The organism is Pseudomonas sp. PA27(2017), from assembly GCF_001945445.1.
Taxonomy (GTDB): domain Bacteria; phylum Pseudomonadota; class Gammaproteobacteria; order Pseudomonadales; family Pseudomonadaceae; genus Aquipseudomonas.
In genome coordinates this window covers 1-26,265 of sequence record NZ_MSXW01000027.1, presented here as the reverse complement: position 1 = coordinate 26,265, position 26,265 = coordinate 1, and the positions used below count along the sequence as shown (strand labels likewise).

The window sequence follows — 26,265 nt, the reverse complement described above, 5'->3', positions numbered from 1 at the left end:
GATCAGGGCGATGTTCTGGAAGAAGGGGCTGCGAACGTCCATGTCAGGGTGCTCCAGGGCGTAAACGAATCAGAAATCAGAAGAAAAGGTCGACGCGGAAATACACCGGGCGCTCGCCCTCGGTGATCACGTCGGGGCGCTCCAGGGAATGGGCGAAGGTCACGCTGGCAGCCAGGTGCTCACCACGGGCGCTGAACTCCAGGGCGTGGCCGCTCAGGCGGCCACTGGCCCCCGCGTTGTGCCGGTCGTGGCTGATCACGCCGACGTCATAGGCCAAGGCCGCGCCGTATTGCTGTACGAAGGGTTGCAGCGGCGCCCAGGTGACCGGCCGCGTCCAACGCAGTTGGTTGCGCCAGTAACCGCCGCTGTCGCCGGACAGGCTCTGATCCTTGAAGCCGCGCACCGAGTTGAGCCCGCCGACGCTGAGGCGCTGGGAGCTGAACAGCACGTCTTCGCTCTTCTGGCCGGTGGCCAGGCTGTCGAAACTGAAACGCTCGCCCCACAGGCTGAAGGGCTGCAGGTAGCTCAGGGTCAGGCTGTATTTGTTGTAGCGCGCCACGGGCTGATCACCGCGGGGGTCGCCGTTGCCCTGAGCATCGAAGGCGCCAATGCCGCGCTGCCAACCGATATCGCCGTTGACGAAGGCGCTGCCGATACGCCGGCCATGGTTGAAGCCCAGTTGCCATTCGCTCAAGCGGTTGCTGGACAGGTCCATGCGGTTGCCGAGAATGAAGTTGTTGGTGCGGATATGGCTCAGGCCGGTGTTGAAGGCGGTCTTGCTGACGCTGTCGCGGTGCAGCACGCGTTCGGCACGCAGGGCATGCTGCTGGCTGTCGCCGTCGGTCTCGAAGGGAAAGCCGTTGCTCTGCCCCAGGGTGCGGTAGTAGCTCTGGCTGTAGCTGTAGTCCACGCGCCACCAGCCATAAGGGATGCTGTAGGACAGGCTCTGGGCGTGGGAGTGGCGGTAACTGTCACTGACCGCATCGCGGCTGGCACGCAGGCTCAGTTGATCGGCCAGGCCCAGCGGGCTGTCCCAGGTCAGGCCCAGGCCCCACTGCTGCTCGCCGGTGCTGCGCTGGCCATCGTTATGGCGATTGAGGTTGGCGTGCCACGGCTTGCTGCGCTCGCCCTTCAGGCCGACGCGGCTGCCGCCCACCTGCTGGCCGGGCACCAGCTCCAGCTGCGCCGGGCGCGACGGCAAGCGGTTGAGGTTGTCGACCAGTTGCTCCAGCTCACGCAGGTTGAGAATCTCGCCCGCCTCGCCTGGAAAGCTCATGGCCAGTTCGCGGTCACTGGCCAGCGCGGAGCTGTCGAGGCCTTCGAGCCGACCTTCGACCACGGTGATTTTCAGGGTGCGGGCCGACAGATCCTGCTGCGGCAGGTAGGCCCGAGTGGTCACGTAGCCGCGATCGACGTAATGGTTGGTGATCGCCTTGAGCAGCTCGTTGAGCTGGCTGACGCCCAGGCAGCTGTCGGCAAACGGGGTAAGAATGGTTGCACGGTCAGCCTCGGACAGCAGGCTGGCACCGCTGATCTCGATTTGCTCGATGGCAAAGCAGCGCTCGTCCTCGGCTGCTGCCGGCGCCGTCGGCTCGGCACGTTTGCCCGGCAACTGCTGCAATTCCTGCAGGCGCTGCTGCTGCTCGTCGAGCAGGCGCTCCTGACGGTCGCGGATCAGATCCTGGGTCAGCGGCGTTTGGCGGTTGGCGGGCAGATCGATGGGGGGCGTCTGCGCGGACACGGCCAGCGACAGAGCGGACAGGCAGAGGCATACCGCCGCAGGTCCATTGCGGAAGAACATAGGGTCATCCCTGAAAAAAGGTAGGTCGTTCGAGGTGGCGGATTAAAACACGTGGCACCTGGCCATCAAATACCGTTCAACGGAAGCTGATCACAGACTCGACAGTGGGTCGTAGTTGCCAATAAAGCCGCAAACCCTCAGCGGGTCTGGCCTAGGGCTCAAGAAACGTCGAACGTTTTCGATATTCACCCGCCAATTCCCGCAAAGTCTCGCAACACCATTGCGCCGCCAACGACAGCGGCAGCGTGGCGTTACTGCAAATGCCTACCGAACCGCCGGGCTCGCGGATGCCGAGGGCGAGCTCGGCCAGGTCGCCGTTTGCCAGGTCGAGGCGCACGGCGTCGAGCGGCGCGACCCACACGGCGTCGCTCTGCTGCACGTAGCGGCGGCTGAGCGCCGGGGACAGGGTTTCCAGGCGCTGGCGCGGCTGGGCCACGCCGCATTGCACGAACAGGCTGTCGGCGTAGCGGCGGATGGTGGTGCCGGCCAATGGCAGTACCACGGGGTAATCGCCCAATTGACCGAGGCCGGCATCGCCAGCGGCCAGCAGCGGATGGTCGGGCCGCACCACCAGGCTCATCGACTCGCTGTACAGGTGCTCGAAGGTCAGGCCCTGGATCTCCGGGCTGTCGGTCATCCGGCCGACCACCAAGTCCAGTTCACCGACGCGCAGTTGCGCCAGCAGATAGGCGCTGGGGCCCGTGGCAACGCTGACCACCAGCGCTGCGTGGCGCGCGTGCAGGCGCCGCACCACTTCGGGAATCAGCAGGCTCTCCACGGTGGATAGCACCCCCACGCGCACCTGCCCGGCATCGTGCTCGCCACTGCGCAAGCTGCTCACGCCATCGCGTAGCGCCTGCACGCAGGGGCCGGCGTAGCGCATGAAGGCCAGCCCGGCGGTGGTCAGGCTGACGCCCGCCTTGCCACGCTCGAACAGCGAAGCGTCGAGGATCTCTTCCAGTTCCTTGACCGTCTTGGAGATGGCCGGCTGGCTGACGGCCAGGGCATCGGCGGCCTTGGCGAAGCTGCGCTGCCGGGCAATCTCCAGAAAGCAGGTCAGGTGGCGAAATTTGATGCGGGTGTCGAGGTTCATGGCCGGAGTGCGCTGGTTGGGGCCTGGCAACAGTACCACACCGCCGATCCGCCTCGGTCGTTCACGATCTGCAACACCCGATCGGCTCAGCGAAACGCTGAGTCTGGCAAAAACCCTTTATTTCCAAGCCTTTTATTGGCCATCGTGATTAACCAATCGATGGTGGCACTTTTACTTGCGTCATGAATATCGAACGGATCGTCAGGCAATAAAAACAGCGAACTTAATTGACCGTTCGTACGATAAAAATAAGTGCAACTTTCCGCGCGCTTACTTACACCGTCAGTTGTAAAGGAATTGTCCAGTCTTTGTACAAGCGCGCTAACAGGGGGCAAACATGACCGCTCGTCGCCCCGTGCCGATCCAAACGCCCCAAAGCCCCTGCTAGAGAGGCGCCAAGGCAGATCGAACCTGTGTCGCAAACCGCCTATCGCAGTCGAAACCCCGCAACTTACCGGCCATTGGCAGCGAAAACCTGCTGCCCGGCATTAGTTCCATGATGACCGGGCAAGCTCGTGAAAATAGTCGAAACTTCTTATTCGCGAGCTGGGTCATCAACTAGGTGGGAATTAATCACCAGCAAGCAGCTTTTCCTCCTGCCCCGACACGGCAATCAACTGGAAAGACAGACGGCCTATTCCCGTCGGCGTGCAAGCGAACGAATTATTGACGAGTCAAGGACAGAATCGAGCGGAGGATGGTATGGGAAACGCTGTTGCGGTAACACGGTTCGATCAAGCGGTATCGGTAGAAACATCCCTCAAGCCACATAACACCATTACCAACCTGCACGCGGCCAAGAAGAAGATTCTCTTCGTCAGCCCTGAGCTGGCCGACCTGATCAAGGTAGGCGGCCTGGGTGACGTTTCCGCGTCGCTGCCACGGGCGATGAACGCCAATCACGACGTGCGCGTGCTGATCCCCGGCTATCGCCAGGTGCTGCAGAGCGGCCACGCGATCCGCGATGTCGGCAGCGTACCGGGCCACGCGGCCCTGCCGCCCGCCCGTATCGGCTGCATGACGCTGCCCGATGGGCTGATCGTCTACGTGCTCATTTGCCCCGAGCTGTACGACCGCGATGGCACGCCCTATGGCGACGCCCAAGGGCGCGACTGGCAGGACAACCACATCCGTTTCGCCAGCCTCGGCCTGGCCGCCGCCGAGATCGCCGCCGGCACCGCCTGCCTGAGCTGGTGCCCGGAAGTGGTTCACGCCAACGACTGGCCCGCTGCCCTGGCGCCCGCCTACATGAGCTGGCGCGGCCTGCAGACGCCGACCGTATTCACCATCCACAACCTCGCCTACCAGGGCCTGTGCAGCCTGGAATGCAGCCCGGAGCTGGGCCTGCCTTCCTCGGCCTGTGGCCATCAGGGCATGGAATTCTATGGTCGCCTGTCGTTCCTCAAGGCCGGTCTGGTGTATTCGGATCACGTCACCACGGTGAGCGAGAACTACGCCCGCGAGATCACCACCCCGGAATTCGGCTGCGGCCTGGAAGGCATGCTGCAGTTCAAGGTGCAGCTCAACCAGCTCAGCGGTATCCCCAATGGCATTGACGACAGCTGGGATTCGGTCAACGACCCGCACCTGGTGCAGGGCTTCGACGCCCACGATTGGGAAGGCAAACGCGCCAATAAACGCCACGTCGAGCAGATGTTCGGTCTGGAGCAGAGCGACGGCCCGCTGTTCGCCGTGGTTTCGCGCCTGGTGCAGCAGAAAGGCATCGACATGACCCTGGAGATCGCCGACACCATCGTTGCCGAAGGCGGTCGTATCGCGATCATCGGCCGTGGCGAGGAGCACCTCGAGGAAGCCGTCCGTGAGCTGGCGCGTCGCCATCCGGGCAAGGTCGGCGCCAACGTCGGCTTCAACGAAGCGGATGCCCGCTGCATGTTCGCCGGCAGCGACTTCCTGCTCATGCCCTCACGTTTCGAGCCTTGCGGCCTCAGCCAGATGTACGCCCAGCGCTTCGGCTCGCTGCCGATCGCCCGGGCGACCGGCGGCCTCGCCGACACCATCGAAGACGGCGTCAACGGCTTCCTGTTCAAGGAGCCGAGCAGCGACAGCTACCTGACCGCCGTACGCCGCGCCATGGCCATCTACCGCAACCCGGAGCTGCTCAACGCTATGCGCGCCCATGCAATGGCCGCGCCGATGTACTGGAAGCAGTCCGTGGAGCCCTATGCCGCGCTGTATCGCAAGCTGGTGGCAGCGAAGACATCGGGCGGGAAACTGGTGTGATGGCAGAGGAAAAACCAAGACACGGCGCCCGGCTCGACGATAACGGCCACACCCACTTTGCACTGTGGGCGCCGGACGCCAAGAGCGTCGCGGTAAAGCTGCAAGGTGACACCCAACATGCAATGACGGCCGGCGACGACGGCTGGTACACCGCCACCCTTCCGGTGGCGGCAGGCACCGACTACCACTATCTGATCGACGAGCACCTGCTGGTGCCAGACCCCGCTTCGCGTTGGCAGGCCAACGACGTGCACGGTCCCAGCCGTGTCGCCGATCCATCCCGCTATCAATGGCGCAGCGCTGACTGGCAGGGGCGCCCCTGGCAGGAAACGGTGCTTTACGAAGTCCACGTTGGCACCCTGGGCGGTTACCAGGCCGCGCAGGCGCGCTTGCAGGAATTGGCCGACCTGGGCGTCACCGCCATCGAACTGATGCCCCTCGGTGAATTTCCGGGCGGTCGCAACTGGGGTTACGACGGCGTACTGCCCTTCGCACCGGATTCGTCCTACGGCACACCGGACCAGTTGCGCGCGCTGATCGACCGCGCCCATGAGCTGGGCCTGATGGTGTTCATCGATGTGGTGTACAACCACTTCGGCCCGGACGGCAATTACCTGGGCCAATACGCCTGCGATTTCTTCCGCGAAGACATGCACACGCCCTGGGGCCCGGCCATCGATTTTCGTCGACGGCAGGTGTGTGACTACTTCATCGACAACGCCCTGATGTGGGTGCATGACTACCGGGTCGACGGCTTGCGCTTCGACGCCGTGCACGCCATTGGCGAGCGCGACTTCCTGCTCGAACTGGCCGAACGGCTGCATGCCTCGATTCCCGCCTCGCGCCATCTGCACCTGGTGCTGGAAAACGAGAACAACGACGCCGAACTGCTGCAGCAAGGCTTCGTCGCCCAGTGGAACGATGACGGCCACAACGTGCTGCATCACCTGCTGACCGGCGAGCACGAAGGCTACTACGCCGACTTCGCCAGCGATGCCACGCACAAGCTGGCCCGCTGCCTGCGCGAAGGCTTCATCTACCAGGGGGAAACCACCCGCCACGGCACCGCCCGCGGCAGCAGCAGCGGTCACCTGTCGCCCAGTGCCTTCGTGCTGTTCCTGCAGAACCATGATCAGGTCGGCAACCGCGCCGTCGGTGAACGTCTGCGCACGCTGGCCGATGACGACGCGCTGAAAAGCGCCACCGCCCTGCTGCTGCTCAGCCCGATGATTCCGCTGCTGTTCATGGGCGAGGAATGGGGCAGCGAGCAGCCGTTCCAGTTCTTCACTTCACACAACGACGAGCTCGGTGAAGCGGTGCGCAAGGGTCGCCAGAACGAATTCAAGGATTTCTCCAAGTTCTCCGGCCAGGCCATTCCTGCCCCCAACGACGCCAGCACCTTCGAAACCTCCAAGCCCGACTACCACAGCCGCGACACGGCGGATGGCAAGGCCTGGCTGGCGTTCTATCGAGAGCTGCTGAGCTTGCGCCACCAGCACATCGTGCCGCGCCTGCCTGGCAGCCAGGCCCTGGAGAGTCGGGTGCTCGGCGAGGCCGCTGTGGCTGCTAGCTGGCAGCTTGGCGACGGTCAGGTACTGCATATCGCCCTGAATCTGGGCAGCGAACCGGTGGAAGCAGCGACGCCGCAAGGCGCTCACCAGCTGTTCAGCTACCGCGCTGACGGCGAGCAGCTGTCGGCGCACAGCGTGCGCGTTCTGCTGGAGGGCGCCCCATGAGCGATGCACGCCTGGCAGAACTGAGCAAGGCCGCAGGCCTGAGCGTCGACTGGATCGACGCCGACGGTAATGCCCAATCGGTCAAACCCGAGCATCAACGTCGTCTGCTCGACGCCCTTGGTTATCACGCGGCTGACGACGAGCAGATCGAAGCCAGCCTGGCGCAGTTGCAGCACCGCCAGAACAACCTGGCCCTCGGCCCACTGGTAACCCTCGACCAGCAACAGACTCTGGACCTGACCCGGTACTTTCCGCCGGGCACACCCTTCGAGATCCAGCTGGAACAGGGCGAGCGCCTGGAGGGCCGTCTGGACGACAGCGGCCGCCTGCCGGTGATCGGCACCACCGGTTATCACCAGCTGCGCATCGCGGGCGGCGAAGTGACCCTCGCCGTGGCCCCTGCCGCCTGCCCGAGCGTCGCCGAATTGGCCGGTCGCAGCGACGCGAAGATCTGGGGCCTCAGCGCCCAGCTGTACTCGCTGCGTCGCCCGGATGACGGCGGCCTGGGCGACACCCAGGCGCTGGAATCGCTGGTGCGTAGCGCGGCGGCCCGCGGCGCCGATGCCGTGGCGATCAGCCCGATGCACGCCATGTTCAGCGCCAACCTGCACACCTACAGCCCCTACTCGCCCTCCAGCCGCCTGTTCTTCAACGTGCTGCATGCTGCACCGGCCAGCGTGCTCGGCGAAGCAGCGGTTCAGCAGGCGATCCGCACTTGCGGGCTGGCAGACGAACTGGCGCGCCTGGAAGGCCTGGAACTGATCGACTGGCCGGGCGTCGCCAGTGCGCGCATGCAGATATTGCGGCAGCTGCATGCCGATTTCGCTGTCAGCATTCATCCGCTGCAGGCCGACTTCGAGGCCTTTCGCCAGGCCGGTGGCGAGGCCCTGCGCCAGCATTGTCGCTTCGAGGCGCTGCGCGGCTTCATGGACCTCAACGGCCTGCCGGTCGACTGGCGGGCCTGGCCCGAGCAGTACCGGGACCCTGCCAGCGCGGCGGTCGAGCAGTTCTGCGAAGGTCATCAGCACGAGATCGAATTCCATGCCTTCGCCCAATGGCTGGTCGCCCGCTGCCTGCACGGCGCGCAGGCGGCAGCCCGTGAAGCGGGTATGGCGGTCGGCCTGATCGCCGACCTGGCCGTCGGCGCCGATGCCGCCGGCAGCCAGGCCTGGGGCCGCCATGCCGAACTGCTGCAGTCGGTCAGCGTCGGTGCACCACCGGACATCCTCAACCGCTCGGGGCAAAACTGGGGCGTGTCGGCGTTTTCGCCCCAGGGCCTGCAACAGAACGGCTTTCGCGCCTACATCGAAATGCTGCGCGCGAACCTGGCTCACGCCGGTGGCATGCGCATCGACCACGTGATGACCCTGCGCCGTCTGTGGGTGATTCCCGAGGGCGAGGACTCTTGCGCCGGCGCCTACCTCAACTATCCGTCCCAGGATCTGTTGCGCCTGCTGTGCCTGGAGGCCGAGCGCCACCGCGCGCTGATCATCGGCGAAGACCTGGGCACGGTGCCCGACGGCCTGCGCGAAGAGCTGGCCGCACGCAACATTCTCGGCATGCGCGTGCTGCTCTTCGAGCAAAGCAACGGCCACTTCCATGCCCCGGGCCACTGGCCGCGCGACGCCCTGGCCACCACCACGACCCATGATTTGCCGAGCATTCGCGGTTGGCTCGCCTCCCGCGACATCCATTGGCGCCAGGCTGCGGGCCACCGCAGCGACGACTACACCAGACAGGATCATCAATTGCGCGCCCAGGAAACCCGAGCACTGCACCAGGCCCTGCACGATCATGGCCACGCCACCGCCGAACAGATGGATGACGGCCAGCAACTAGACGCCAGCATCGCCTTCATCGGCAGCACCCCAGCGCCACTGGTACTGCTGCCCCTGGAAGACGCCATGGCCGCCACCGAACAGCCCAACCTGCCAGGCCCGGGCGATCAACACCCCAACTGGCGCCGCCGCTGGGCCGAGCCGGCCGAGGGCATGCTCGACGCCCCGGCAGTCGCGCATCGCCTCCAACGCCTGCAGTGGGCCCGTAACCTCGCCGAGGGCCTCGGCCATGACTGAGTTGCGCGCCAGCGTTCGCCTGCAGTTTCACAAGGGCTTCACCCTCGACGACGCAGTGCCCCTGGTCGACTATTTCGCGCGCCTGGGCATCAGCCATATCTACGCCTCGCCGCTGCTCACCGCACGGCCTGGCTCCATGCACGGCTACGACGTGGTCGACCCGACACGCGTCAACCCCGAGCTTGGAGGCGAAGCGGCCCTGGAACGCCTGATCGCCGCCCTGCGCGGCAAAGGTATGGGGCTGATCCTGGATATCGTCTCCAACCACATGGCGGTGGGCGGCGATGCCAACCCCTGGTGGCTGGACGTGCTCGAATGGGGCGCCAGCAGCGCCTATGCGAAATTCTTCGACATCCACTGGCAGTCCCACGACCCGCTGCTGCGCGGACAGTTGCTGGTGCCGTTCTTGCGCAGCGACTACGGCGAGGTGCTGGCTGCCGGCGAGATCGAGCTGCACTTCGATGCCAAGCGCGGCCTGTTCTACGCCAAGCACTACCACCACCGTTTCCCGATCAACCCACCGACCTATGGCGACATCCTGCAGCGCAGCGGCCATCCCGAGCTGCAGGCCCTGGGCCAGCGCTTCGCTGCGCTGGACGACAGCGCCGATGGTCAGCGTCAGGCGAGCGTGCTGTTTCGTGAACTGGTCGCCCTGGCCAGCAAGGCCGGGCATGCCATCGAGCGTGCCCTGGCCAGCCTACGGCCAGCCGAGGGGCAGAACTTCGAAGCGCTGCACCAGTTGCTCGAACGCCAGCACTATCGCCTGGCCAGTTGGCGCACCGCGGCGGACGACATCAACTGGCGGCGTTTCTTCGACATCAACGAACTGGGCGGCCTCAAGGTCGAGCGCCACGACGTGTTCGAAGCGACCCACGGGAAAATCTTCGAGCTGATCGAAAAAGGCCTGGTCGATGGCCTGCGTATCGACCACGTCGACGGCTTGGCCAACCCGCGCGCCTATTGCCGCAAGCTGCGCCGCCGCGTCGAGCGGCTGCTGCCGAAACGCCCGGCGAATCTGCAGGGTGGCCGTTTTCCGATCTATGTCGAAAAGATCCTCGGCGAAGGCGAACAGCTGCCCCGCGACTGGGGTGTGGACGGCACCACCGGCTACGAATTCATGAACCAGGTGTCGCTGCTGCAGCACGCGCCCGAAGGCGAGCCGATCCTGTCGAAGCTGTGGAGCGAAACCAGCGGCCGCGAGGCCGACTTCATGGCCGAGGTTCGTGAGGCGCGCCAGTTGGTGCTGACCACCTCCCTGGCCGGCGACCTGGAAGCCCTGGCCCAAGGCCTCTTGCTAGTGGCCCGTGACGACATCGCCACCCGCGACCTGACCCTGGGCGCCATCCGCCGCGCGCTGCTGGAGCTGATCACCCATTTCTCGGTGTACCGCACCTACGTGTCGGCCGCCGGGCGCAGTGCCAATGACCAGGCGGTGTTCGACCATGCCCTGGAAGGCGCCCGCACGACGCTGGCCGAAGGCGACTGGCCGCTCCTTGAACATCTGGACAGCTGGCTTGGCGGCCAGGCCCTTTCGCACCTGCCACCGAGCCCACAGCGCAAGCGCCGGGCGAAGATGATCGAGCGCTTCCAGCAACTCACCTCCCCGGCCGCCGCCAAGGCCGTGGAAGACACCGCCTGCTACCGCAGTGCGGTGCTGCTGTCGCGTAACGACGTGGGCTTCGACCCGCAACAATTCAGCGCGCCGATGCAGGCCTTTCATGACGGTTGCGTCGAGCGGGCCCGTCATTTCCCAGCCAACCTGCTGACCACCGCGACCCACGACCACAAGCGTGGCGAAGACACCCGCGCGCGCCTGACCGTGCTCAGCGAGCGTGCCGAATGGTTCGCCGAGCGTTGCCAGCACTGGCGCGAACTGGCTGCGCCGCTGTGCGATGAACTGGATGACGGCCTGGCGCCCGCGCCCGGTGACGAGCTGATGCTGCTGCAGATCCTGCTTGCCTGCTGGCCGCTGGATCTGCGCGCCGACGATGCCGAGGGCCTGCAAAGCCTCACCGAGCGCCTCACCGCCTGGCAGGAAAAGGCTGTGCGCGAGGCCAAGTTGCGCAGCACCTGGAGCAACCCCAACGCGCGCTACGAGCAGGCTTGCCGAGACTACCTGCAGGCACTGCTCGGCAGCGACCAGGGTGCCAAGCTGCGCGCCGAGATCTGCCACGCCGCCGCCGAAATCGCGCCGGCCGGCGCCCTCAACAGCCTGGCCCAGAGCCTGCTGCGCATGAGCGTGCCGGGGGTTCCCGATCTGTATCAGGGCTGCGAGTTCTGGGACTTCTCCCTGGTCGATCCGGACAACCGCCGTCCGGTGGATTTCGCCGCTCGCCGCCAGGCCCTGGCTGACGGCCAACCGCTTGCCCAGGCCCTTGAACACTGGCATGACGGCCACGTAAAGCAGGCGCTGATCGCCGCCACCCTGCAGGCTCGCCAGCAACACGCGCAACTGTTTGCCAAAGGCGATTACCAGCCACTGCAGGTCGAGGGTGAGCATGCCGAGCGGGTCGTCGCGTTTCTGCGCAGCCACGGCGAGCAGCACGCCATCGTCGTGGTGCCGCGCCTGAGCGCCAAACTGCTGGGCGACAGCGCCATGCCGCTGATCGCCGCCGACCAATGGGGCGACACCCGTATCGCCCTGCCCGCCGCGCTCGCCGACCAGGCGTTGCATAGCACATTCGACTCTGCCAACCCTCTGCCCCCCAGCGCCTACCTTGCCTTGCGCGATGTGCTGCGCGCTGTCCCCGTCAATTTGCTGATCGCCCATAGCCCATCTCAGGAGTCACAACCATGAGCGCAAAAGAAGACCGTATCCGTGAGTTCGCCTACCAGATCTGGGAATCCGAAGGGAAACCCCACGGCCAGGCCAAACGCCACTGGGAAATGGCCACCAAGCTGGTCGAGGCCGAGCAGACGCCCGGCAAGGCCGCGCCCAAGCGCGTGAGCAAGTCCAAGGCCGCCGCTGGCGAGCCGGCCCCTGCCGCGCCGATCAAACCCCGTGCCAGCAAGGCAGCGCCCAAGGCCGACGCCGAGAAACCTGCCCTGCTCAAACCGGCCAAGGCGCCCGCCAAGGCCAAACCCAGCACCACCCCCAAGCCTGCCGCCAAGAAGCCCAAGGCCTGATACCAGGAGCCACCCAGAATGAGTCAACCACGCTCGCGTATAACCGAAGGTCAGCCCTTTCCGTTGGGGTCGACCTGGGATGGTTTGGGCGTCAACTTCGCGCTCTTCTCGGCTCACGCCACCAAGGTCGAACTGTGCATTTTCGACCCTGATGGCCTGGAAGAAATCGAGCGCATCGAATTGCCGGAGTACACCGACGAAATCTGGCACGGCTACCTGCCCGACGCCCATCCGGGGCTGATCTACGGCTACCGCGTGTACGGCCCCTACGAGCCGGAAGCCGGTCACCGCTTCAACCCCAACAAACTGCTGATCGACCCGTACGCCAAGCAACTGGTCGGCGAGCTGAAATGGTCCGAAGCGCTGTTCGGCTACGAGATCGGCCACCCCGACGGCGACCTCAGTTTCGACGAGCGTGACAGCGCGCCCTTCGTGCCCAAGTGCAAGGTGATCGACCCGGCCTACACCTGGGGCAAGCACCGCAGCCACCGCGTCGACTGGGACAAGACGGTGTTTTACGAGGCCCATCTGCGTGGCCTGACCATGCGTCATCCGTCGGTGGCCGAAGACAAGCGCGGCACCTTCGCCGGCCTGATGAACGCCGACGTGATCAAGCACATCCGCAAGCTCGGCGTCTCGTCGGTCGAACTGCTGCCGGTGCATGCCTTCGTGAACGACCAGCACCTGCTGGAAAAGGGCATGAACAACTACTGGGGCTATAACAGCATCGGCTTTTTCGCCCCGCACCCCCGTTACCTGGCCAGCGGCCACATCAACGAATTCAAGGAAATGGCCGCGCACCTGCACGATGCAGGCCTGGAGCTGATTCTCGACGTGGTCTACAACCACACCGCCGAGGGCAACGAGCTGGGCCCGACGCTGTCCATGCGCGGCATCGACAACGCCAGCTACTACCGGCTGATGCCCGATGACAAGCGCTACTACATCAACGATTCGGGCACCGGCAACACCCTGGATCTGAGCCACCCGTGCGTGCTGCAGATGGTCACCGACTCGCTGCGCTACTGGGCCACGGAGATGGGCGTAGACGGCTTCCGCTTCGACCTGGCGACCATTCTGGCCCGCCACCACGATGGCTACGACGAACGCCACAGCTTCCTGGTTGCCTGTCGTCAGGACCCGGTGCTGAGCAAGGTCAAGCTGATCGCCGAGCCGTGGGACTGCGGCCCTGGCGGCTATCAGGTCGGTGGTTTCCCGCCGGGCTGGGCGGAGTGGAACGACAAGTTCCGCGACAACGTGCGCAGCTTCTGGAAGGGCGACGAAGGCCAGCTGGCCGAACTGGCCAGCCGCCTGACCGCCTCGGGCGACCTGTACAACCAGCGTGGTCGCCGGCCGTTCTCGTCGGTGAACTTCATCACCGCCCACGACGGTTTCACCCTCAATGACCTTGTCTCCTACAACGACAAGCACAACGAGGACAACGACGAGAACAATCAGGACGGCAGCAACAACAACATGTCCTGGAACCACGGCGTCGAAGGCCCGACCGACGACGAGGCCATCAACGACCTGCGCTTGCGACAAATGCGCAACTTCATGGCCACGCTGATCCTCGCCCAGGGCACACCGATGCTGGTGGCCGGCGACGAGTTCGCGCGTACCCAGCACGGCAACAACAATGCCTATTGCCAGGACAGCGAGATCGGCTGGATCAACTGGGACCTGAGCGAGCGCGGAAAGCAGTTGCAGGCGTTCGTCACCCGGGTGATCAAGCTGCGCATGAACTACCCGATCCTGCGTCGTAGCCGCTTCTTCGTCGGCGCCTTCAACGAGGAGCTGGGCGTCAAGGACGTCACCTGGCTGGCGCCCAGTGGCGAGGAGATGAACGAGGACAACTGGCACGACCCCCATGCGCGCTGCATGGGCATGCTGCTCGATGGCCGCGCCCAGCCGACCGGGATCCGCCGCAGCGGGGCCGACGCGACGCTGCTGCTGGTGGTCAACTCGCACCATGACGTAGTCAATTTCCGCCTGCCGGAAGTTGCCCAGGGCAGCCACTGGACGTGCATGCTCGACACCAACCGGGTCGAGGAACCGGAGGACGATGAAGTGTTCCAGTTCGGTGACGAGTTCATCGTTACCCACCGCTCGCTGGTGCTGTTCGAGCTGCAGAAGGAAAAGGTGGTATGACCGGGAGCGGCACTCGTCTGGTGGAACGCCTCGGCGCCCTGCTGAACGAGTGGCCGCACCCACTCCCGCATCACCCCGAGGCTCTGCTGCGCAGCCTGCAAAAGCTCTGCGACGCGGGCCTCGATCTATTACCCAACCCCGGCGGTGGCCAGACCCTGCAACGTTGGCAGGCGCTGGCCACGGTCGCCGCATGGGACCTGAGCCTGTGCAAACTCTACGAAGGCCACACCGACGCCCTGGCGATCCTCGAGCATTTCGGCGCTGATGTGCCGGCTCGTGCCACCTGGGGCATGTGGGCTGCAGAACCGCCCATGGCCCGCGTCACCCTCGGCGCCGAGCAGCATGACGGTAGCGTGCGCCTGCACGGTCGCAAGGCCTGGTGTTCGGGCGCCACAGTACTCAGCCACGGTCTGCTCACCGCCTGGAACGAGCACGGCGAACAGCAGCTGGTAGCGATTGCCCTCGAGCAGCCTGGCGTGCGGGTGACCGAAGATGGCTGGCAGGCCGTGGGCATGGCCGCCACCCAGAGCGTGGAAATTCTCTTCGACGATGCCCATGGCCAACTAGTCGGCCCGCCTGGCGGCTACCTCGCACGGCCCGGCTTCTGGCAAGGCGGCGCCGGCATCGCCGCCTGCTGGTACGGTGCGGCGAGCCGCCTGGGCGAAGCGCTGCGCCGGCACTGCAGCGAACGCGACGAGCCCCACGCCCTCGCCCACCTTGGCCATGTGGACTGCGCCCTGACCGCCGCAGCCAGCACCCTGCGTGAGTGCGCCACCTGGATCGACGCCAACCCAGAGGCCGACGCCGAACTGCCGGTACGCCGCGTGCGCGCCATCGTCGAGCACCGTGCGAACACGGTGATCGAGCACGTTGGCCGAGCCCTTGGCGCTGCTCCCTATTGCCGTGACGCCGCGCTGGCAAGGCTGCTGGCCGACCTGCCGGTGTTCCTGCGCCAGAGCCATGCCGAGCGCGACCTGGCGGCCCTCGGCGTGCTCGCGGCCCGCCAACCTCAAGAGAGCTGGATGCTATGAACACCAACCCGATCCAGGGCCAGGGCACCTCGCCGCAAGCCTGGAAGGCCTCCCGGCGCCTGGCCCAGGTGGCCGATATCACCTGCACGCAACTGGTGCCCGAAGGCTGTCGCGCGGTGATCATCGCCCCCCACCCGGACGATGAAATCCTCGGCAGCGGCGGCCTGCTGCAACTGCTGGCTCAGGCGCAGCGGCAAATTCTGCTGATCTCGGTCACCGATGGCGCCGCCAGCCATCCGGGCTCGACCTACTGGACACCGCAACGCCTGAGCATCGTTCGCCCCCAGGAGAGTGCCGATGCCCTCAAGCGCCTCGGCCTGCCGCTCGATCAGGTGCAATGGGTGCACGGCGGTTTCCCCGATACCGGCGTGGGCGCTTGCGAAGCGCAGCTGCGCGAATTTTTCAAGACCTACCTGCAACCCAGCGACGTGGTATTCGCCACCTGGCGCGAGGACGGCCACGCCGACCATGAAGCCGTTGGCCGCGCTGCCCTCAAGGCCGCCCTGGAATGCGGCGCCCGCGCCCACGAGATTCCGATCTGGGCCTGGCATTGGGCCAGCCCCGAAGATCCGCGCATACCATGGGAACGCGCCCGCAAGCTGCAGCTCGACAAGTGGGCCCAGGCGTGCAAGCGTCACGCCATCCAGGCCTTCGCCAGCCAGCTCTACGATGACCCCGATAACGGTCACGAGCCGGTGCTTTCCGGCACGGCAGTGGAACGCCTGCAGCAGCCCTTCGAGGTGGTGTTTCTATGAGCGTCGCCGACAATTACTTCGAAAACCTTTACCGCAGCAGCGAAGACCCCTGGTCGTTTCGCGAGCGTTGGTACGAACAGCGCAAGCGCAACCTGACCCTCGCCGCCCTGCCGCGCAGCCACTACGGCAGCATCTTCGAGCCGGGCTGCGCCAACGGCGAACTAAGCGCGCGCCTGGCCGAACGCTGCACACACCTACTGTGCAGCGACACTTCTGCCCTCGCCTTGGAGCTGGCACGCAACCGCCTCGCTCACCGCAGTAACGTGCGCCTGATGCAAACCCGTCTGCCGGAACAATGGCCGGCCGGGCGTTTCGACCTGATCGTGCTCAGCGAGCTGTGCTACTACCTCGACGCGCAGGATCTGGATCGCCTGATCGACTGCGCCAGGGCCGCCCTCAACACCGGCGCCAACCTGCTGGCCTGCCACTGGCGTTGGCCGATCGACGAATGCCCGTTGAGCGGCGACCAGGTTCACCAGCGCCTGCACGAACGCCTCGGTCTGCCGCGCCTGCTGCGCCATGAAGATACCGACATGTTGCTTGAAGTCTGGGGTACTGAAAGCACCTCCGTCGCCCAGCGCGAAGGGCTAACGCCACAGGCCCGGGAGCGTCCGGTTTGATCGGCATCGTGATCCCCGCTCACAACGAAGAGCAGAGCCTGGACGCCTGCCTGGCCGCCCTGCTCGACGCCGCCGCCCACTCCCATCTCGATGTGCCGGTGCGCATTCTGGTGGTGCTCGATAGCTGCAGCGATGGATCGGCCAGCGTGGTCGCCAATTACCCGGTCGCGAGCCTTTCGCTGCAGGCACGCAACGTCGGCCAGGCGCGTGCCGCTGGCGTGGCCTGGCAACTCGAACGTGGCGCGGGCTGGATCGCCTGCTCCGACGCCGATAGCCGTGTGGCACCGGACTGGCTGGTGCGCCAGCGCGAACTGCAAGCCGACATGGTCTGCGGCACCGTGGAAGTCGCCGAATGGGGCGAGCTCGATCACGGCGTACAGAGCCGTTACCTGAGTGCCTACCAGGACCGCGACGGACATCGGCACATCCACGGTGCCAACCTGTCGTTCAGCGCAGCCGCCTACCATCGCGCCGGAGGGTTCCAGAACATCGCCGTCGACGAGGACGTGCAGCTGGTCGCCGCCTTCGAGCGCGTCGGCGCGCGCATCGCCTGGAGCGCACTGCCGCGGGTATACACCAGCGCCCGCCTGGATTGCCGCGCCCGCGGCGGCTTCGGCGATTACCTGCGCTCGCTGCTCTAGGCCTGTTAACGCTCGAGCACCATCGCGCCGGAGCCCTCGGCTTGCGCAGCAGTATTAACAGGCCCTAAAGCCGCCGCCCGGCGGGCAAAAACCTTGAACCGCCTCCTCGCCGCTCCAGTCGGAATTTAACGACGCCCGCGCGCCTGCTGCGCCCGGGCCCCTCGCTGAACCACGGCGATCATCGCCAGGAGGCCAGCATGAAAGTCAGCGATATCATGACCCGCGGCGTGCAGACGATCACGCCCAGCCAGACCATCCACGAAGCCGCCGCCATGATGGCGCGCATCGACTGCGGCGCCCTGCTCGTCAACCAGGACGACCGCCTGGTCGGTATGATTACCGACCGCGACATCACTGTGCGCGCCGTGGCTACCGGCATGCCAGGGGAAACGCCGATCTCCGAGGTAATGAGCGGCGAAATTCGCTACTGCTTCGAAGATGAGGACGTGCGCCAGGTGGCTCGCAACATGGGCGAAAACCAGCTGCGGCGCCTGCCGGTGCTCGACCGCGACAAACGCCTGGTCGGCGTAGTATCGCTGGGCAACCTGGCGCTGAGCGACGACCCGCAGGCCAGCGCCGAGCTGCTGCGCCGCGTGACCGGCGCGCACTGATCGATGAGCAGACCAACGCCGAAACCTAGGATCCGTTGCCGTTTCAGCGCGAGCGTGCGTGAAACGGGAACAGACCCTGGCGCCTGCGGGCAACCGCGCGTTGGTCTGCCGCGAGCGGGTGAGCTACGTTGAAGCGCATCCATATCGGCATTTCGGGCTGGCGCTATGGGCCCTGGCGCGGCGACTTCTATCCCGCGGGATTGAAGCAGCGCGAGGAACTGGCGTTCGCCTCCCGAGCGGTGAGCAGCATCGAGATCAACGGCTCCTTCTACGCCCTGCAAACGCCGGAGCGTTATGCCGGCTGGGCCAAGGAGACGCCGGACGGCTTCTGCTTCGCGGTCAAGGCGCCGCGTTACATCACCCATATTCGCCGCCTCGACGACGTGGCCACGCCGGTCGCCAATTTCTTCGCCTCGGGGCCGCTGCAGCTCGGCAAAAAGCTGGGGCCGATCCTCTGGCAATTCCCACCGAGCATGGCGTTCGATGAACAGCGCTTCGCCGACTTCCTCGCTCTGCTGCCGCAGGATACCGAGCAAGCCCTGCGTAGTGCCAAGAAAGCCGATCGCCTGCAGGACGGCAGTCTGGAAGTGCCCCATCACCAGAAGCTGCGCCATGCGGTAGAGATTCGCCACCAAAGCTTCCGCGACCCGGCCTTCATCAGGCTGCTGCGCAAGCACAAGGTAGCGCTGGTGTTCGCCGACAGCGCCGGCAAGTGGCCCTACGCCGAAGACCTGACGAGCGACTTCGTGTACCTGCGCCTGCACGGCAACAAGAAGCTCTACGAAAGCGGTTACGACAAAGACGCCATCGACCACTGGCACCAGCGCATCGCCACCTGGAGCCGTGGTCAGCAACCCGGCGATGCACAGCTGATCGATACCCACAAGCCGCGTGCCCGGGCATCACGGGACGTGTACTGCTATTTCGACAATGACCTCAAGGTACGTGCGCCCTATGACGCCCACGCACTCTTACAGAAGTTCGACCTGGCCAAGGCGTTGCCCAACGCTCCCGGCCAGTCGCCAGGAGTGAGCCCATGACCACCCACCAACCGGCCCCTACGGAGCTGGCCAGCGCGGTGCACACGCTGAAGATTCTCACAGTGAACACCCACAAGGGTTTCACCGCGCTGAATCGGCGCTTCATCCTTCCGGAATTGCGCGATGCGGTGCGCACCTTGTCGGCCGACATGGTGTTCCTGCAGGAAGTGCACGGCACCCACGAACACCACGCCAAGCGCTACGAGAATTGGCCGCCCACGCCGCAATACGAATTCCTCGCCGACAGCATGTGGCCGCAGTTCGCCTACGGCCGCAATGCCGTGTACCCCCATGGCGACCACGGTAATGCCCTGCTCTCCAAGTTCCCGATCCTGCGCCACGAAAATCTGGACGTGTCGATCGGCACCCAGGAGCAGCGCGGCCTGCTGCACTCGGTGCTGGACGTGCCGGGCCACGCCGAAGTGCATGCCATCTGCGTGCACCTGGGCTTGCGTGAAATCCATCGCAAGCAGCAGCTCGGCCTGCTCTGCAAGGTGCTCGACCGCCTGCCCAGCGACGCGCCGGTGATCGTCGCCGGTGATTTCAACGACTGGCGCCAGCGTGCCGATGGCCTGCTGGCCGCCAGTGGCCTCAAGGAGGCGTTCGTCAACGAATACGGCAAGCCCGCCAGGAGCTTTCCGGCGCGCTGGCCGCTGCTGTGCCTCGATCGCATCTATGTACGCAACGCGACCACTCACAACCCGCAGGTGCTCTCGACCCGTCCCTGGTCGCACCTGTCGGATCATGCACCGTTAGCTGTGGAGATACGGCTATGAAGTACGACTGGCGTGATGGCAACCAGGTCGATTTGCTGATCAACGGCGAGGAGTTCTACCCCGCCGTATTCGAATCCATCCGCAACGCCCGGCAGGAAGTGCTGCTGGAGACCTTCATCATCTTCGAAGACAAGGTCGGCATGGAGCTGCAGCAGGCGCTGATCAGTGCGGCTCGCAACGGCGCCAGCGTGGAGATCACCGTGGACGGCTACGGCACCGCGGACCTGTCCGCCGAGTACGTCGCGGCGCTGACCGCAGCTGGCGTGCGCGTGCACATGTTCGACCCCGGCAAGCGCCTGCTGGGCATGCGTACCAACCTGTTCCGCCGCCTGCACCGCAAGATCGTGGTGATCGACAGTGAGATCGCCTACATCGGCGGCATCAACTTCGGCGCCGACCACTTGGGCGACTACGGCCCAATGGCCAAGCAGGATTACGCCGTGCGCGTGCGCGGCCCCATCGTCGCCGACGTGCACACCGCTGCCGAACGCCTGCTCGAAGCACGCGACGACCGCCAGGTAGCCAAACGCCGGGTCAACCAGCCCGGCCAGCACAGGCATGCCGGCAACAGTCGCCTGCTGATGACCATCCGCGACAACGGCGATGACACCAACACCATCGAACAGCATTACCTGGACGCCATACGCAAGGCCCAGCACCGGCTGATCGTCGCCAACGCCTACTTCTTTCCAGGCTATCGCCTGCTGCGCGAGCTGCGCAACGCCGCCCGCCGGGGCGTCAAGGTGACGCTGATCCTTCAGGGCATGCCGGACATGCCGCTGGTACGCCTGTGCTCGCGGCTGACCTACAACTATCTGCTGCGCGACGGCGTGACCATCTACGAGTATTGCCAACGCCCCCTGCACGGCAAGGTCGCCCTTGCCGACCACGAATGGTGCACCGTGGGCTCGAGCAACCTCGACCCACTGAGCCTGTCGCTAAACCTGGAAGCCAACGTGGTGATCCGCGACCCGGCGCTCAACCGGCGCCTGCACGAGCATCTCTCCGAGCTCGCCGAATCGAGCTGCAAGTCGGTGCCGCTCAAGCGAGTGATGCGCGGCTACTGGTGGCGCGCGCCGCTGATCTTTCTGTGCTTCCACTTCTTGCGCCACTTTCCAGCCATCGCCGGCTGGTTCCCGGCCCATTCACCGCGGCTCAAGCTGCTCAAACCCGATATCGAAGCGCCGCAGTGCGGCACCTTGCAGGTCGACCAGGAGAAAGTCTCGTGAGCAAACCCGACGACAAGCAAGGCAAACCCGCGTGGCGCTGGGCCAAGCGCCTGCTGACCCTGTGCTTCTTCATCCTGGTGCCGGTGCTGCTGTTCATGCTGGTCAAGAACCTCGACTGGCAGGAAGTCAGCCAGGCGCTACGCAGCTACAGCACCAGCACCCTGCTCGCCGCCATCGGCGTGGCAGCGCTGAGCTATGGGGTTTACTCGAGCTTCGACCTGATCGGCCGCGCCTACACCCAGCACGGCCTACCCACCCGGCAAGTGCTGCCGCTGACCTTCGTGTGCTACGCCTTCACCCTCAACCTGAGTTCCTGGGTTGGCGGCGTGGCGCTGCGCTATCGCCTGTACTCGCGCCTGGGCCTCAGGGTCTCGACCATCACCCGCGTGCTGAGCATGAGCCTGATCACCAACTGGCTGGGCTACATCCTGCTAGCCGGTGTGCTGTTCACCTTTGGCCTGCTCAAGCTGCCCGAAGGCTGGGCTATCGGCGCCACGGGCCTGCGCATCATCGGCCTGGCGTTGCTTGCGGTAGGCATTGGTTACCTCCTGGCCTGCCAGTTCTCCAAGCGCCGCAGCTGGACGATCCGCGGTCACGAGCTGAACCTGCCGTCACTGCCCATGGCACTGCTGCAGGCCGGTCTCGGTGCCCTGAACTGGTCGCTGATGGCGCTGATCATCTACCTGCTGCTGCCCGAGGAAGCCTTCTACCCGACGATTCTCGGCATCCTGATGATCAGCAGCATTGCCGGGGTGATCACCCACATTCCCGCTGGCCTTGGCGTGATCGAGGCGGTGTTCATCGCCATGCTGCAGCATGAAATGTCCAAGGGCAGCATCGTCGCCGCGCTGATCGGCTACCGGGCAATCTACTTCCTGCTGCCGCTGGCGGTGGCCTGCGTGGTCTATCTGGTGCTGGAAAAACGCGCCAAGAAGCTGCGCCAGAATGCCGGCCAGGAAAACAGTGAAGAACCGCGCCCTGCCTGACCGGTTGCCTTGACCGGGATCGGACTGATCCCGGTCAAGGCGCCGCCGCCGCACCGCGCTAGGCTGGGATCGACGCCCAGCGGAGTACGCGAGATGGCCAAGAAATTCCCCCTGCAACCGAGTAACCCCGAGCGCGTGTGCTGGGGCTGCGATCGTTACTGCAGCGCCACCGATCTGGAATGCGGCAACGGCGCCAGCCGCACTCAGCACCCTATCGAGCTGTTCGGCGAAGACTGGTACCTGGATGGCGACTGGGGCATCGAACCGCCAAATGACGAGAAGAAACCCAAGCAGCGGCAGATATGACCGGCAGTTGCTCTCAATCCGGCAACTGCCACGCCTTGCGCAGCGCCTGCAGCGCTTCGGCAATGGCCCGTTCCGGGACTGCGGCAAAACCCATCACCAGCCCGGCGCGCTGATCCGCCGGCGTGTTGCCTTCGGGCAGCCACTGCACGCTGAGTGGGTTGATTTCCACGCCGAAGCCCGCTGCGGCAGCGATCAGCTCGTGCTCCCGCGCCAGGCTCTCGCAGCGCACGCTCAGGTGCAGGCCGGCGTGCACCTCCGGCAGCGGTGCACAGCCGGGCACCAGCGCCGGCCAGCCGGCGAGCAAGGCGTCACGCCGTGACCGGGCGGCGTTGCGCATGCGGCGGATATGCCGTTGGAAATGCCCGGCGGCGATGAACTCGGCCATCACCGCCTGGGTGCCGATATCGGAATGGCGCATGTCCACCCCGCGCCGCCGGGCGAAGGCCTGGGCCAGGCGCGGCGGCACCACCAGATAACCCAGGCGCAGCGCCGGGAAGACGATCTTGCTGAAGGTGCCGACGTACAGCACGCGCTGGCCGCGGTCCAGTGCCGCGAGCGGGGCCAGCGGCGTGCCGCTGTAGCGGTATTCACCGTCGTAGTCGTCCTCGATGATCCAGGCATCGTTGCGCTCGGCCCAGTCGAGCAGGGCCAGACGCCTAGGCAACGACAGCGTCACCCCGGTCGGGTACTGGTGCGATGGCGTGACGTAGGCCAGCCGACAGGGCCCGGCCCGCTCCAGGGCGGCGACATCCAGGCCCTCGCTGTCGATACCGATGCCTTCGAGCCGAGCCCCGGCGACGCTGAACGCGTGGGCCGCAGCGCGGTAGCCGGGATCCTCCAGGGCGACCCGGTCACCCGGATCGAGCAGCAGTTGGGTGCACAGGCTGATGGCCTGCTGCGCGCCGCAGGTGATGACGATCTGCCCAGGGTCGCACTGCAGGCCACGGCTGCTGCGCAGGTAGGCGGCGATCAACTCGCGCAGCTGGCCATCGCCTGCCGGGTCGCCATAGCCCAGCAGCGCTGGCGCCGGTCGCCGCCAGAAACGCGCAGCCAGGCGCGCCCAGGTTTCATAGGGAAACAGGTCGAAGGCCGGCACCCCGACGCGAAATGCCCGTGGCGGCCCCGGCAAGTGCGGCGGCAGATGAAAGCTCTGCAGCCGCTGCAAGGCGCTGCTGCTGACCTCGCTCGACGGGATTGCCGCAGGCAACGGCGCGCCGGCAGCGAGATCGGCCACATAGGTGCCGTCGCCGACCCGCGCCTGCACGTAGCCCTCGGCATACAGCTGATCCAGGGCGCGGTTGACGGTATTGCGTGACACGCCCAGCAGCTCGGCCAATTGGCGGCTGGCCGGCAGACGCGTGCCACCCGGTAGGCGCCCGTCGAGCATGCGCTCGCGCAATGCCTGGTACAGCTGACGCGCCAGGCCCGCGCCGGGCTGCAGGCACAGGCCGGTGAGGTCGACGGGAAGCGGAGCTGAAGCGGCCATCGATTGGCTCCATGAAAGTCACTGAAAATGGATCTTATAACAGACCAATCACAAATCTAGGATGACGTCATTCCCTTCAGGAAACGGCCCATGTACACACCCTCCGCCTTTCGCCAGCACGACCTCGCCACCCTGCACCGGGAGATCCAGGCCTGCCGCCTGGCCACCCTGATCAGCCATGGCGAGAGCGGCCTGCAGGCCAGCCACCTGCCCTTGCTGCTGCGCCCGGAGCAAGGCGCCCACGGCACGCTGTACGGTCACCTGGCGCGGGCGAATCCCCATGCACGGCTGCTGGCCGAAGGTGGCGAGGCGCTGGTGGTATTCAGCAGCGCCGAGGCCTATGTCAGCCCGTCCTGGTACCCGGCCAAGGCCGAGCACGGCAAGGTGGTGCCGACCTGGAACTACATCGCCGTGCACGCCTATGGGCGCGCCGAAGTGTTCGACGACGCCGAACGCCTGCTGAACCTGCTCGGCGAGTTGACCGACCGCCACGAGCAACCGCGCCCACAACCCTGGACGATCGCCGATGCACCGCAGGACTACATCGCCGGCATGCTGCGCGCCATCGTCGGCTTCGCCCTGCCCATCGAGCGCCTGGAAGGTAAATGGAAGCTCGGCCAGAACCGCAGCGAAGCCGACCAGCACGGCGTACGCAACGGCCTCGCCGCCAGCCTCGATTCCCGCGACCGCGCCCTGGCGCAGCGCATGGCTGACCGAATCACTCGATAGAAACAGGAGACCGAGGATGGAAATACGCGCCGTTACCGCTGACGATCACGCCGCCTGGCTGCCCCTCTGGCAGGGTTACCAACGCTTCTACGCCACCGAGATTCCCGAGGCCGCCAGCCAATTGACCTGGCAGCGCTTTCTCGACGCCAGTGAGCCGATGCATGCGGCCCTGGCCTGGCGCGATGGCCGTGCAATCGGCATGGTGCACTGGATCTTCCATCGCTCCTGCTGGACGGAGGGCGATTACTGCTACCTGCAGGATCTGTTCGTCGACGAGCAGGTGCGCGGCGGCGGCATTGGCCGCGGGCTGATCGAGCACGTCTACGCCCAGGCCCGCCAGGCCGGCGCCTCGCGGGTGCACTGGCTGACCCACGAGAGCAACACCACCGCCATGCAGCTGTACGACCGCATCGCCGAGTGCCCCGGCTTCGTGCAGTACCGCAAGAAATTGTGATCAGGAGCCGACCATGACCGACGATACCCTGCTCGACTGGCAACCCGTCCCACCACCACCCCGCGCGCCACTCGACGGTCGCTTCGTGCGTCTGGAGCCGCTCGACGCCCAGCGTCACGGCAAGGACCTATGGCTTGCCCTGCAAGGCCCGGACAGTGACCCCGTTTTGTGGGATTACCTGCCTTACGGCCCGTTCGCCGAACGCAGTGCCTTCGACGCCTGGCTCGCGGGCAAGCAGGCGAGCGACGATCCCCTGTTTTTCACGGTGATCGACGCTGCGTCGAAACATGCCGTAGGGCTGCTCAGCTTCCTGCGCATCGCCCCGGCCGATGGCTGCATCGAGATCGGCCATATCGCTTTTGGCCGCGCCATGCAGCGCTCGCCCGCCTCCACCGAAGCGATCTGGCTGCTGATGAGGCAGGCCATGGACGAGCTTGGCAATCGTCGCCTGGAATGGAAATGCAATGCACGCAACGCGCGGTCGGTGCGTGCTGCCGAGCGGCTGGGCTTCACCCAGGAGGGGCTGTTCCGCCAGCATGCAGTGATCAAGGGCCAGAACCGCGACACCGCCTGGTTCTCGATCATCGATGGCGAGTGGCCGGCGATTCGCGATGCCTTTTTACGCTGGCTGGCCCCAGAGAATTTCGATGCGCAGGGCAGGCAGCGCCAGCGTCTGGAGGCGTTTCGCGGGCGGTAGAAGCGGCCTTCTGCGCGAAAACGATTGCGGCCCTGGCGTCGTGCTCGCGATTCGCCGCGAGGTCGCGTCTCATACGCGATCGCGGATGCACCACCAATCGTGTGGGAGCGCCGACCCGGCGCGAAGGCAATTGCGGCCCTACCTCGAGAACGGTGTCGTGCTCACGATTCGCCGCGGGTCGCGTCTCCTACAATTATCGCGAGCATCCCAACGCCAGCGTGGGAGCGTCGACCCCGGCGCGAAATCGATTGCGGCCCTACCGCGAGAACGGTGCCGTGCTCACGATTCGCCGCGGGTCGCGGCTCCTACAATGATCGCGAGCATCCCAACTCCCGAGTGGGAGCGTCGCCCCCGGCGCGATATCGATTGCGGCCCTACCGCGAGAACAGTGCCGTGCTCACGATTCGCCGCGGGTCGCGGCTCCTACAATGATCGCGAGCATCCCAACGCCCGAGCGGGAGCGTCGCCCCCGGCGCGAAACCGATTGCGGCCCTACCGCGAGAACGGTGCCGTGCTCACGATTCGCCGCGGGGCGCGGCTTGTATGTTCTAGGCTAGGAACCTGTCGGGGGTGGAGGGACATGCGCGGCTTCTGCAAGCGACAAGCCAGACAGTGGGAGAATTCCCCCACCCCATACTCACCGCAAACGCCGATAAGGAATCCTTCGGTCGGAGCGACAAT

General features: G+C 65.7%; 22 protein-coding genes. 19 read left to right on the top strand and 3 right to left on the bottom strand.

Annotated elements, in window-relative coordinates:
• Nucleotides 1–76: 76 nt before the first annotated feature.
• Together BVH06_RS15805 and pcaQ are read right to left on the bottom strand one after the other, a co-directional pair.
• Complete coding sequence (locus tag BVH06_RS15805) at nt 77–1,801, bottom strand: ShlB/FhaC/HecB family hemolysin secretion/activation protein (protein WP_083652081.1); 1,725 nt, start codon at nt 1,799–1,801, stop codon at nt 77–79.
• 151 nt (nt 1,802–1,952) lie between these two features.
• Complete coding sequence (gene pcaQ, locus BVH06_RS15800; RefSeq protein ID WP_075934721.1) at nt 1,953–2,894, bottom strand: pca operon transcription factor PcaQ; 942 nt, start codon at nt 2,892–2,894, stop codon at nt 1,953–1,955.
• Between the two features lie 702 nt (nt 2,895–3,596).
• Between pcaQ and glgA the strand changes: the two genes are divergently transcribed.
• The 16 genes from glgA (at nt 3,597) to BVH06_RS15720 (ending at nt 22,218) form a co-directional block, all read left to right on the top strand.
• Nucleotides 3,597–5,135 (top strand): glycogen synthase GlgA, encoded by a 1,539-nt coding sequence (glgA, locus tag BVH06_RS15795; protein ID WP_075934719.1) that lies wholly within the window; start codon nt 3,597–3,599, stop codon nt 5,133–5,135.
• Nucleotides 5,135–6,871: a malto-oligosyltrehalose trehalohydrolase gene (treZ, locus tag BVH06_RS15790; protein ID WP_075934718.1), complete on the top strand. Its 1,737-nt coding sequence runs from the start codon at nt 5,135–5,137 to the stop codon at nt 6,869–6,871. The genes glgA and treZ overlap by 1 nt, the downstream gene beginning before the upstream one ends.
• On the top strand, nt 6,868–8,946 hold the full coding sequence (gene malQ / locus BVH06_RS15785) for a 4-alpha-glucanotransferase (RefSeq protein WP_075934717.1): 2,079 nt from the start codon (nt 6,868–6,870) through the stop codon (nt 8,944–8,946). The genes treZ and malQ overlap by 4 nt, the downstream gene beginning before the upstream one ends.
• On the top strand, nt 8,939–11,743 hold the full coding sequence (locus BVH06_RS15780; RefSeq protein ID WP_075934716.1) for a malto-oligosyltrehalose synthase: 2,805 nt from the start codon (nt 8,939–8,941) through the stop codon (nt 11,741–11,743). The genes malQ and BVH06_RS15780 overlap by 8 nt, the downstream gene beginning before the upstream one ends.
• Nucleotides 11,740–12,072: a DUF2934 domain-containing protein gene (locus tag BVH06_RS15775; protein WP_075931407.1), complete on the top strand. Its 333-nt coding sequence runs from the start codon at nt 11,740–11,742 to the stop codon at nt 12,070–12,072. Before BVH06_RS15780 ends, BVH06_RS15775 begins: the two co-directional genes overlap by 4 nt.
• Nucleotides 12,073–12,090: 18 nt before the next feature.
• Nucleotides 12,091–14,223: a glycogen debranching protein GlgX gene (gene glgX / locus BVH06_RS15770; protein WP_075934715.1), complete on the top strand. Its 2,133-nt coding sequence runs from the start codon at nt 12,091–12,093 to the stop codon at nt 14,221–14,223.
• The gene (locus BVH06_RS15765) at nt 14,220–15,254 is read left to right on the top strand and encodes an acyl-CoA dehydrogenase family protein (RefSeq protein WP_177345398.1); all 1,035 of its coding nucleotides are present in this window, start codon (nt 14,220–14,222) and stop codon (nt 15,252–15,254) included. The genes glgX and BVH06_RS15765 overlap by 4 nt, the downstream gene beginning before the upstream one ends.
• Nucleotides 15,251–16,009, top strand: coding sequence for a PIG-L deacetylase family protein (locus tag BVH06_RS15760; RefSeq protein ID WP_075934714.1), 759 nt, complete (start codon nt 15,251–15,253; stop codon nt 16,007–16,009). Before BVH06_RS15765 ends, BVH06_RS15760 begins: the two co-directional genes overlap by 4 nt.
• Nucleotides 16,006–16,629, top strand: a complete 624-nt coding sequence (locus BVH06_RS15755; protein WP_075931410.1) for a class I SAM-dependent methyltransferase — start codon at nt 16,006–16,008, stop codon at nt 16,627–16,629. The genes BVH06_RS15760 and BVH06_RS15755 overlap by 4 nt, the downstream gene beginning before the upstream one ends.
• Nucleotides 16,626–17,270 (top strand): glycosyltransferase family 2 protein, encoded by a 645-nt coding sequence (locus BVH06_RS15750; RefSeq protein ID WP_075934713.1) that lies wholly within the window; start codon nt 16,626–16,628, stop codon nt 17,268–17,270. Before BVH06_RS15755 ends, BVH06_RS15750 begins: the two co-directional genes overlap by 4 nt.
• 197 nt (nt 17,271–17,467) lie before the next feature.
• Entirely contained in the window at nt 17,468–17,881 is a 414-nt protein-coding gene (locus BVH06_RS15745; protein ID WP_075931502.1) for a CBS domain-containing protein, read from the top strand.
• 128 nt (nt 17,882–18,009) lie between these two features.
• Nucleotides 18,010–18,921 carry a DUF72 domain-containing protein gene (locus BVH06_RS15740; protein WP_075934712.1) on the top strand — a complete coding sequence of 304 codons (912 nt, stop codon included), beginning with the start codon at nt 18,010–18,012 and terminating at the stop codon, nt 18,919–18,921.
• Complete coding sequence (locus tag BVH06_RS15735) at nt 18,918–19,697, top strand: endonuclease/exonuclease/phosphatase family protein (protein ID WP_075934711.1); 780 nt, start codon at nt 18,918–18,920, stop codon at nt 19,695–19,697. Before BVH06_RS15740 ends, BVH06_RS15735 begins: the two co-directional genes overlap by 4 nt.
• Nucleotides 19,694–20,926, top strand: coding sequence for a cardiolipin synthase ClsB (clsB, locus tag BVH06_RS15730; RefSeq protein ID WP_075931414.1), 1,233 nt, complete (start codon nt 19,694–19,696; stop codon nt 20,924–20,926). The genes BVH06_RS15735 and clsB overlap by 4 nt, the downstream gene beginning before the upstream one ends.
• Nucleotides 20,923–21,912, top strand: coding sequence for a lysylphosphatidylglycerol synthase domain-containing protein (locus tag BVH06_RS15725; RefSeq protein WP_075934710.1), 990 nt, complete (start codon nt 20,923–20,925; stop codon nt 21,910–21,912). Before clsB ends, BVH06_RS15725 begins: the two co-directional genes overlap by 4 nt.
• 93 nt (nt 21,913–22,005) lie before the next feature.
• Nucleotides 22,006–22,218, top strand: a complete 213-nt coding sequence (locus BVH06_RS15720; RefSeq protein ID WP_075931416.1) for a DUF3079 domain-containing protein — start codon at nt 22,006–22,008, stop codon at nt 22,216–22,218.
• Between the two features lie 13 nt (nt 22,219–22,231).
• On the opposite strand, the gene BVH06_RS15715 is transcribed toward BVH06_RS15720, so the two are convergent.
• Nucleotides 22,232–23,704 (bottom strand): PLP-dependent aminotransferase family protein, encoded by a 1,473-nt coding sequence (locus tag BVH06_RS15715; protein WP_075934709.1) that lies wholly within the window; start codon nt 23,702–23,704, stop codon nt 22,232–22,234.
• 90 nt (nt 23,705–23,794) lie between these two features.
• Here BVH06_RS15715 and BVH06_RS15710 point away from each other — a divergent pair, with 90 nt between their 5' ends.
• The 3 genes from BVH06_RS15710 to BVH06_RS15700 are packed head-to-tail and all read left to right on the top strand — an operon-like array spanning nt 23,795 to nt 25,584.
• The gene (locus tag BVH06_RS15710; protein ID WP_075934708.1) at nt 23,795–24,433 is read left to right on the top strand and encodes an FMN-binding negative transcriptional regulator; all 639 of its coding nucleotides are present in this window, start codon (nt 23,795–23,797) and stop codon (nt 24,431–24,433) included.
• Between the two features lie 16 nt (nt 24,434–24,449).
• On the top strand, nt 24,450–24,887 hold the full coding sequence (locus tag BVH06_RS15705; RefSeq protein ID WP_075934707.1) for a GNAT family N-acetyltransferase: 438 nt from the start codon (nt 24,450–24,452) through the stop codon (nt 24,885–24,887).
• 13 nt (nt 24,888–24,900) lie between these two features.
• Nucleotides 24,901–25,584 (top strand): GNAT family N-acetyltransferase, encoded by a 684-nt coding sequence (locus BVH06_RS15700; RefSeq protein WP_075934706.1) that lies wholly within the window; start codon nt 24,901–24,903, stop codon nt 25,582–25,584.
• Nucleotides 25,585–26,265 lie beyond the last annotated feature (681 nt).